1 protein-coding gene is annotated in these 1,063 nt (G+C 39.5%); it reads left to right on the top strand.

Going from position 1 to position 1,063, the window contains the following annotated elements; all coding sequences use genetic code 11:
- Positions 1–1,063, top strand: a 1,063-nt coding sequence (locus tag H524_RS17510; protein ID WP_044122411.1) for a hypothetical protein, incomplete at both ends; no start/stop codon positions are given.

The raw sequence follows: 1,063 nt of genomic DNA, 5'->3' as shown, positions 1-1,063 counted from the left end.
ATTGAGCGTAATTTAAAGCTTTCAAAGAGCGAAAAAAGTAAAGCAGATGTGCATGATCCTAACGCAGAAGATGTCGACGAGAATCAAGAAGAAGAAGATGATGATGATGATGATGAGAATTTTGGCGCAAAAGGAAAGTCGCGTAAAAAGGTAATAGTCAAAGGCTCTGCAGAGAAAGAATTCGGGCACAATGTACCTGAGGTCGGGGCCATTCACAAAGAGATCATTAACACTTCGAATCTTGGAAAGGAGCATTTTAGCTACAGAAAACAAAACTCATATCCTAACAAGCCTTCTACAATCCTTGATTGTATACCTCGCTTCGACTGTGAACTGCCAGACGTGTTCAAATTAATATTTGAATTTGTCGTCCCTCACAGCATGCTTAAGATTAAAGTACTACCTAAGCAAGATCAGAAAGATGACTCACATAAACTATGCAATGTCCAGTATATAAAGCAAGCTAACTTCGTAATAGAGCCAGCAAACAAGACATTTTTGGGGTACTGCAAGAAATGTCGTAAATATGAAAAGTTTACGATTCTAGATAAGAGTAGTACTCGCATAGTATCAGGTAAAACTTATGACTTGGGCGAAGCTTTTGTCATTATTTCAAGCTACAAGGTTAGAGGAGAAAAATGCAAGCATGAGTGTGTAATGTCCCTTGATGAAATTAATACCGAAAGGAAACTTTATCAGGCCATCACACCATATGGTGAGGAAGATAGATTACACCTGCCTGAGTCCGGTGCTAAAGCAAAGAAAGACAGTAGATATAATCACGAAGATGCATCAGTAAGAATTAATTCGGCTAAAGGCAATAACCAGAGAAGCCATAGATTTAGCACAGCATGTAACCAAAGGGCTTCAGATATAAAAAAACAGGCACATGTTTCGATAGTATCTGGACCTACAGTCTTTGACCGCACAACATCATCCCTGATGCCATTGTTTAAAGGATGCCATTTCAATGTTGGTCTGATGGCTGATCTTTTGGAAGCACATCTGCTCTATTGCAGTGCCTCTCGCTATCATAAGACATCATCACTTGCTACCGCTGTAG

Origin of the sequence: Anaerobiospirillum succiniciproducens DSM 6400 (assembly GCF_000482845.1) — a bacterium.
Taxonomy (GTDB): Bacteria; Pseudomonadota; Gammaproteobacteria; order Enterobacterales; family Succinivibrionaceae; genus Anaerobiospirillum; species Anaerobiospirillum succiniciproducens.
The sequence above is the reverse complement of the archived record's forward strand: the minus strand, read 5'-3'. Positions and strand labels throughout refer to the sequence as shown.